Origin of the sequence: Pseudomonas sp. GM24, from assembly GCF_000282235.1 — a bacterium.
Classification (GTDB): Bacteria; Pseudomonadota; Gammaproteobacteria; order Pseudomonadales; family Pseudomonadaceae; genus Aquipseudomonas.
The window spans coordinates 1-7,358 of sequence record NZ_AKJR01000106.1; the positions used below are offsets into that span (position 1 = coordinate 1).

A 7,358-nucleotide genomic window follows, 5' to 3' on the forward strand; every position below is an offset into this window, starting at 1 on the left:
TACGCCAGAATCCGCCGGCTTGTGTGCTTTGGGGGCGGGTTCTATTGTGGTGCGGTTGCTGACGAATCAGCGATCGGGTTTAGCGACCTGAATCTTTGTAGGCGCACCAGCGCTCCAAACTCAATTGCAGACACTCTTTCTGCAACTGATGTCATGGCGGCTGTGCGCGGGAGACCTTCGGGTCTGCCGGGCGCCTACACCCGGTTCGCTAACCTGCGTCCAGCCGCCACCTTACCTGTTTAGCGACGGGTTTTAGCGGCTCCACCTTGTAGGAGCTTCACCATGATAAAACCAACACCCAACCCACCCGAAATCGACCTCGCCTCCCCCTACGAATCCCTCGATTCGAAAAAACTCAACGACGCCGCCGAACGTGCCCTCGATCACTACCTCTGCCCACCCGGCTCCACCCCTCCGCCCCGTAAAACCCGCCGGATGTACGCCGTTACTGCCGATTTCAAAAACGAGGAGTTGCTGGCCGATGCCAGCGAAACACTCGCCTCCGCCAGAACCATCGCCCATGACTTCGCCCATCTCGTACCCGCGTCGCAGCGCAGGACGCTGCTGGGGATCGCGCAACTGATCATGCTCGGCGAATTGGCGGTGAATCGGGTGATGGATAATCTGGAGTTGCCGGGTTGACGCAGGCATTGGGGACACCAGCTGATTGATCCAGCGTCAATTCTGATGCCTTCACGAGCAGGCTCGCTCCCACCGTTGAACGGCTTCCAAAGTGGGAGCGCCAATGCTGGCTAAGGCGCAACACAAAACCTTGAGGCAGAAAAAAACCGCCGCCCCGTTTCAATCGGGACGGCGGGTTGCAGATCACTACGCCGTTAAAACCTGCTCAGGTGTAATCGGGCCGAAACTGAGCTCCTTGCCGTTGATATAGCGCGCGCCCTTGAGCAGCTCCTTACCCTCAATAACGACGACCTCGTTCTGCGGATACATAAACGTCACCACCGATATCGGCGTCGTACGCTCCGACAGCCCCCAAGACACTTCTGTCCGCTGCTCTATGAGGGTGAGTGCCCAATCAAACCAAATGATGGGGAGGTCTTCGATCTTGATTTCGCGCTCCGGATTTTCCCAACGAAAGTCCTGCCGCGCCGTCAACAAAAGCGCATTTCCCTCTATGACGAATTGCGGCTTGCCAAATCGCCTCTCCATTTCACTGTTGATCCAGACATCCAGGTACAAATCCGGATCAGTGAAGAGTTCGAAAAGCATCGCACTGTTGACGATTTTTCCTGCAGAAGCACCAATCACACTGTAGTTATTGTGGTACGCCAACCCCTCCAGTTCCGGCCGAATCGCGTTGTTCGACACTTCCAGATAATTGGCGCTGTAGGCGTTGGCCATCTGTTTGAAATGGGTGAAGTCCAGCATCAACTTGAAAGTCACGGTGTAACCGATTGCGCGATCGGCTGTACGCTGCTCCAACACTCCCGAGACGAATTCGACCTCCATACCTTGCAACTTTATGTAGGGCTGGTCTGCCATGATTGCTTCCTCTGAAACCCGATGCAGGCGCCGCTCCCTGGTACTCGTATCAGATGAACAGAGCGACCAATGCAGGGAAATGCCGGGAGAATTCCCATGGCAATGAGAGCGCCGGCGGGCGCAGCCGTCTACTGTCAGACTTGACAGGTTCAGAGGCTTTCCAGACAGACGGTAACCGTCAGGAATCGCGCCGCAGATCCGGCGGAATCGGCAAGTCGTCCTTGAGCGGATCCGGACGTTTGCCCTTGCCCGCACGGTACTGGCGAATCTGGTAGACGTAGGCCAAGACCTGAGCGACTGCCAGGTACAGCCCGCCGGGAATTTCCTGATCCAGCTCAGTGGAGTAGTAGATCGAGCGCGCCAGCCCCGGCGATTCGAGGAGCATGACGTTGTTGGCGACGGCGATTTCGCGGATTTTCAGGGCGAGGAAGTCGCTGCCCTTGGCCAGTAATATCGGCGCGCCGCCCTTCTCCGAGTCGTACTTGAGCGCGACGGCGTAGTGGGTCGGGTTGGTGATGACCACGTCGGCGTCGGGAATTGCCGCCATCATGCGGCGCTGGGACATTTCGCGCTGGGTCTGGCGGATGCGCTGTTTGACTTCCGGGCGACCTTCCTGGTCCTTGTGCTCGTCGCGCACTTCCTGCTTGGTCATCAGCAGTTTCTTGTGCGCTTCCCAGAGCTGCACCGGCACGTCGACGGCGGCAATGATGATCAGGCCGCAGGCCAGCCACAAGGTACTCCAGCCCACCAGCGTGACGCTGTGAATGATCGCCATTTCCAGCGGCTCGTGGGCGATCCGCAACAAGTCATCGACGTCCGCCGACAACACCACCAACGCCACACCCAAGGTAATCAGAAACTTGGCCAGCGCCTTGAGCAGTTCGACTACAGCCTTGAACGAAAACATTCGCTTCAAGCCTGCCGCCGGGTTCATCCGGCTGAACTTGGGCGCCATGGAACCGGCCGCAAACAGCCAGCCACCGAGGGAAATCGGCCCGATCAGCGCCGCGAGCAACAGGGTGATCATGAACGGCTGGATGGCCAACAACGCCATCTGACCCGACTTCAACAGAAATGCGCCCATGGAACCCTGATCCATGATCACCTCACGCGACAGCGTGAAGTTCAGGCGCATCAGCTCCATCAAGTCTTCGGCGAGCATGCCGCCGAACACCAGCAGCGCACCGGCGCCGGCCATCATCACGGCGAGGGTGTTGAGTTCTTTGGAACGAGCAATCTCGCCCTTCTCACGGGAGTCTTTTTTGCGTTTGTCCGTGGGGTCTTCTGTTTTGTCCTGACCGCTTTCGCTCTCTGCCATGACTCAGCGCGCCCGTGCCAGTTCGCGTAGCAGCTGCAAGGCTTCAGTGGCCAGCGGCTGATACTGATTGAGAATGTCCGCCAGACCGACCCAGACAATAAACAGACCGAGGACCAGGGTCAGCGGGAAACCGATGGAAAAAATGTTCAGTTGCGGTGCGGCGCGAGTCATCACGCCAAATGCGATGTTGACCACCAGCAACGCGGTGACCGCCGGCAATACCAGCAGCAACGCCGCACCGAGGACCCAGCCGAGTTTGCCGGCCAGCTCCCAGTAATGCGCAGTCATCAGACCGCTGCCGACCGGTAGCGTGGTGAAGCTTTCGGTGAGCACTTCGAAGACCACCAGATGGCCGTTCATCGACAGGAACAGCAGCGTCACCAGCATGGTGAAGAATTGCCCGATCACTGCCACCGAGACACCGTTGGCCGGGTCGACCATCGAGGCGAAACCCATGCCCATCTGGATTGCGACGATCTGCCCGGCCACGGCGAAGGCCTGGAAAAACAGTTGCAGGGAAAACCCGAGCACCGCGCCAACGAGAATCTGCTCGGCTATCAGCAGCAAACCGCTGAGGTCCAGCGGGCTGACCGCCGGCATCGGCGGCAGGCTCGGCGCAATGCACACGGTTATCGCCACCGCGAAATACAGGCGGATCCGGCGTGACACCAGGGTGGTGCCGAACACCGGCATCACCATCAGCATCGACGCCACGCGAAACAGCGGCAACATGAACGACGCCACCCAGGTACTGATCTGGGTGTCGGTCAGCTGAAGCAGCGATTGCATGGCTTAGCCGATGACCATCGGGATGTTTTTGTACAACTGAATGATGTATTCCATGAACGTCTGCACGATCCACGGACCGGCGACGATCAACGTCACCAGCATCACCAGCAGACGCGGCAGGAAGCTCAACGTCTGTTCGTTGATCTGGGTCGCAGCCTGGAACATCGCCACCAGCAAGCCGACCAACAGGCTCGGCACTACCAGAATCGCGACCATCAATGTGGTCAGCCAAAGGGCTTCACGAAAGATATCGACCGCAACTTCCGGCGTCATGGCGAGACACCTCCAAAACTGCTGGCCAGGGTGCCGATGATCAGCGCCCAGCCATCCACCAGCACGAACAGCATGATCTTGAACGGCAGCGAAATGATCAGCGGCGAGAGCATCATCATACCCATCGCCATCAGCACACTGGCCACGACGAGGTCGATGATCAGGAACGGAATGAAGATCATGAAGCCGATCTGGAACGCGGTTTTAAGCTCGGAGGTGACGAACGCCGGCACCAGAATGGTCAGCGGCGCCTGATCCGGGGTGGCGATGTCGGTGCGCTTGGACAGGCGCATGAACAGCTCCAGATCGCTGGTGCGGGTCTGGGCGAGCATGAAGTCCTTGATCGGCACCTGGGCTTTTTCTACCGCTTGCTGGGCGGTGAGTTTTTCCGCCAGATACGGTTGCAGCGCATCGTTGTTAACCCGATCGAACACCGGGGCCATGATGAACAGGGTGAGGAACAGCGCCATGCCGGTGAGGATCTGGTTCGACGGCGTCTGCTGCAGGCCGAGGGCCTGACGCAGGATCGAGAAGACGATGATGATCCGGGTGAAACTGGTCATCAGAATCACGGCCGCCGGAATGAAGCTCAGCGCGGTCATGATCAGCAGGATCTGCAGACTGACCGAATACTCCTGCGCGCCATCGGCGTTGGTGCCCAGCGTGATCGCCGGGATCGACAACGGATCGGCGGCGAACGCCAGCGGCGCGGCCAGCAACAAGGCCAGCGTCAAGACGATGCGTAACGCACCCATTACTTCGTATCCTTCTGATCCTTGCCGAGTATCTTCAGCAACTGCTGGGCAAAATCCGGAGTGGCTTTTTCACTGGTGCTCGGCACCGGCACCGGCTCCTTGAGCACGTGCAGCGCGGTGATGGTACCGGGGCTCAAGCCGAGCAGAATTTGCTCGTTGCCGACCTGCACCAGCAACAAACGGTCACGCGGCCCGAGCGCGCGCGAACCGATCAGCTCGATCACTTGCCCCTTGCCGGCCGGACCCGCCTGTTGCACCCGGCGCAACAGCCAGGCGAGGAAGAAGATCAACCCCAGCACCAGCAACAGGCCGAACACCAGTTGCGTCAGTTGCCCGGCCACGCCGCTGTTGACCATCGGCGCGGTGGCGGCAGGCACTGTGGTGGTCGTCGACGGTTCGGCGGCCAGCACGCTCAATGGCAATGCCAGCAAAGCCCAGAGAAACCGTTTCACTCAGCGCAGCTTCTTGATGCGTTCGCTTGGGCTGATCACGTCAGTCAGGCGGATGCCGAACTTCTCGTTGACCACTACCACTTCGCCGTGCGCGATCAGCGTGCCGTTGACCAGCACGTCCAGCGGCTCACCGGCCAGACGATCGAGCTCGATCACCGAACCCTGGTTGAGTTGCAGCAGGTTGCGGATGTTGATGTCGGTGCTGCCGACTTCCATCGAGATCGATACCGGGATGTCGAGGATGACGTCCAGGTTCGGGCCGTCGAGGGTCACCGGATCGTTGTTCTTCGGCACGCTGCCGAACTCTTCCATCGGCAGACGCGAGCCGCTGGCTGCGTCGGCGGCCAGCAGGGCGTCGATGTCAGCTTGACCGTCACCGGTTTCTTCCAGGGCCGCAGCCCATTCGTCAGCCAGTGCCTGGTCGTCCTGGGCGTTCATATCGTCGTTCATCATGTGTCCTCGGCGGGCAACAATTCAGTTAATGCAAAAGGGGGTGTGGCGCCGTTTCAGCGGCGCTCGATCGGCTCGATCACTTGCAACGCGAGGTTGCCTTTGTGTGAGCCCATCTTGACCTTGAAGGCCGGCACGCCGTTGGCGCGCATGATCATTTCGTCCGGCATCTCGACCGGGATCACATCCCCCGGCTGCATGTGCAGGATGTCACGCAGCTTCAACTGGCGACGCGCGACGGTGGCACCGATCGGCACGTCGACGTCGAGCACGTCCTGGCGCAGGGCGTTGACCCAGCGCTCGTCCTGATCGTCGAGGTCGGACTGGAAACCGGCATCGAGCATTTCGCGCACCGGTTCGATCATCGAGTACGGCATGGTCACGTGCAGATCGCCGCCACCGCCATCGAGTTCGATGTGGAAGGTGGAGACCACGATCGCTTCGCTCGGGCCGACGATGTTGGCCATGGCCGGGTTCACTTCCGAGTTGATGTACTCGAAATTGACTTCCATGATCGCCTGCCAGGCTTCTTTCAAATCGACGAAAGCCTGCTCCAGCACCATGCGCACCACGCGCAGTTCGGTCGGGGTGAATTCACGCCCTTCGATCTTGGCGTGACGGCCGTCGCCACCGAAGAAGTTGTCCACCAGTTTGAACACCAGTTTGGCGTCAAGGATGAACAGCGCGGTGCCGCGCAACGGTTTGATCTTGACCAGGTTGAGGCTGGTCGGTACGTACAGCGAGTGCACGTATTCGCCGAACTTCATCACCTGCACGCCACCGACGGCAACGTCCGCCGAGCGGCGCAGCATGTTGAACATGCTGATGCGGGTGTAGCGGGCAAAACGCTCGTTGATCATTTCCAGAGTCGGCATGCGTCCACGGACGATGCGATCCTGGCTGGTCAGGTCGTAGCTTTTGACACTGCCGGGTTCGGCAGCGTTATCGGTCTGTACCAGACCATCGTCGACGCCATGCAACAGCGCGTCGATTTCATCCTGGGACAGCAGATCCTGCACGGCCATGTCGTGTTCCTACTGCAGTACGAAATTAGTGAAAAGCAACTGTTCGATCACCACTTTGCCCAGCTCTTTCTGCGCCACTTCCTGGACGCTGGCGGTGGCCTTCTGGCGCAACATCTCCTGGCCGACCGGGGTCGCCAAGGTGGCGAAATCCTGACCGGAGAAGAGCATCACCAGGTTGTTGCGGATAACCGGCATGTGCACTTTGAGCGCTTCCAGATCAGCCTGGTTACGCGCCAGCATGGTGATGCTCACCTGCATGTAGCGCTGACGGCCGTTCTGGTTGTAATTGGCAACGAAGGCCGGTGCCATCGGCTCGAAAATCGCCGGTTGCTTGCCGACAGGCGCTGCATCGGCGGCCTCGGCAGGCTTGCTCTGGGCACTGTGCATGAAGAACCAGGTCGCCCCCACGGATGCACCAATGGCCAATAGCAACGCCAGCACGATCACAATGATCAGCTTGAGTTTGCCTTTGGTTGCGGGGTCTTTCACTGCTGCTGTTTCGCTCTTCGCCATGCCAATAATCCGTCACTATTCGGGTTTTCACAGTCGCACGGCAAGGCAAGAGCAAGTGTTATGCCAGAAGTGTCGGAGGTCGTGGAGACAACGCTAAAGTCAAGGCACCCTCACCCCAGCCCTCTCCCGGAGGGAGAGGGGGCCGACCGAGTTGCTTTGTCGTGATACGTCGACCTGAAAGACCGAGTCGATTAGGGAGTCATCCAATAAGTCTTGGCGATCATGGATTCACAGACGCTATTTCAAGTCGGTGTAAATCTCCAATATCCCCCAATCAGTC

The 7,358-nt window shown here is 59.2% G+C and carries 10 protein-coding genes; 1 reads left to right on the top strand and 9 read right to left on the bottom strand.

What is annotated here, in order from left to right; all coding sequences use genetic code 11:
* Positions 1-282: 282 nt before the first annotated feature.
* On the top strand, positions 283-642 hold the full coding sequence (locus PMI23_RS13975; protein ID WP_007920017.1) for a DUF6124 family protein: 360 nt from the start codon (positions 283-285) through the stop codon (positions 640-642).
* 186 nt (positions 643-828) lie between these two features.
* Here the strand turns inward: PMI23_RS13975 and PMI23_RS13980 are convergent, their stop codons facing one another.
* The 9 genes from PMI23_RS13980 to fliL form a co-directional block, all read right to left on the bottom strand.
* Entirely contained in the window at positions 829-1,503 is a 675-nt protein-coding gene (locus tag PMI23_RS13980) for a hypothetical protein (RefSeq protein ID WP_007920020.1), read from the bottom strand.
* Positions 1,504-1,681: 178 nt separating this feature from the next.
* Positions 1,682-2,821, bottom strand: a complete 1,140-nt coding sequence (flhB, locus tag PMI23_RS13985) for a flagellar biosynthesis protein FlhB (RefSeq protein ID WP_007920022.1) — start codon at positions 2,819-2,821, stop codon at positions 1,682-1,684.
* A gap of 3 nt (positions 2,822-2,824) precedes the next feature.
* On the bottom strand, positions 2,825-3,610 hold the full coding sequence (gene fliR, locus PMI23_RS13990) for a flagellar biosynthetic protein FliR (protein ID WP_007920024.1): 786 nt from the start codon (positions 3,608-3,610) through the stop codon (positions 2,825-2,827).
* 3 nt (positions 3,611-3,613) lie between these two features.
* On the bottom strand, positions 3,614-3,883 hold the full coding sequence (gene fliQ, locus PMI23_RS13995; RefSeq protein ID WP_007920026.1) for a flagellar biosynthesis protein FliQ: 270 nt from the start codon (positions 3,881-3,883) through the stop codon (positions 3,614-3,616).
* Positions 3,880-4,638 (bottom strand): flagellar type III secretion system pore protein FliP, encoded by a 759-nt coding sequence (gene fliP / locus PMI23_RS14000; protein ID WP_007920027.1) that lies wholly within the window; start codon positions 4,636-4,638, stop codon positions 3,880-3,882. The genes fliQ and fliP overlap by 4 nt, the downstream gene beginning before the upstream one ends.
* A complete protein-coding gene (fliO, locus tag PMI23_RS14005) occupies positions 4,638-5,090 on the bottom strand; it encodes a flagellar biosynthetic protein FliO (RefSeq protein WP_007920029.1) in 453 nt (150 codons plus the stop codon). Before fliO ends, fliP begins: the two co-directional genes overlap by 1 nt.
* Positions 5,091-5,540, bottom strand: a complete 450-nt coding sequence (gene fliN / locus PMI23_RS14010) for a flagellar motor switch protein FliN (protein WP_007920031.1) — start codon at positions 5,538-5,540, stop codon at positions 5,091-5,093.
* Positions 5,541-5,596: 56 nt separating this feature from the next.
* A complete protein-coding gene (fliM, locus tag PMI23_RS14015; protein WP_007920032.1) occupies positions 5,597-6,565 on the bottom strand; it encodes a flagellar motor switch protein FliM in 969 nt (322 codons plus the stop codon).
* A 9-nt stretch (positions 6,566-6,574) separates the two neighbouring features.
* Positions 6,575-7,078 carry a flagellar basal body-associated protein FliL gene (gene fliL / locus PMI23_RS14020; protein ID WP_007920033.1) on the bottom strand — a complete coding sequence of 168 codons (504 nt, stop codon included), beginning with the start codon at positions 7,076-7,078 and terminating at the stop codon, positions 6,575-6,577.
* Positions 7,079-7,358 lie beyond the last annotated feature (280 nt).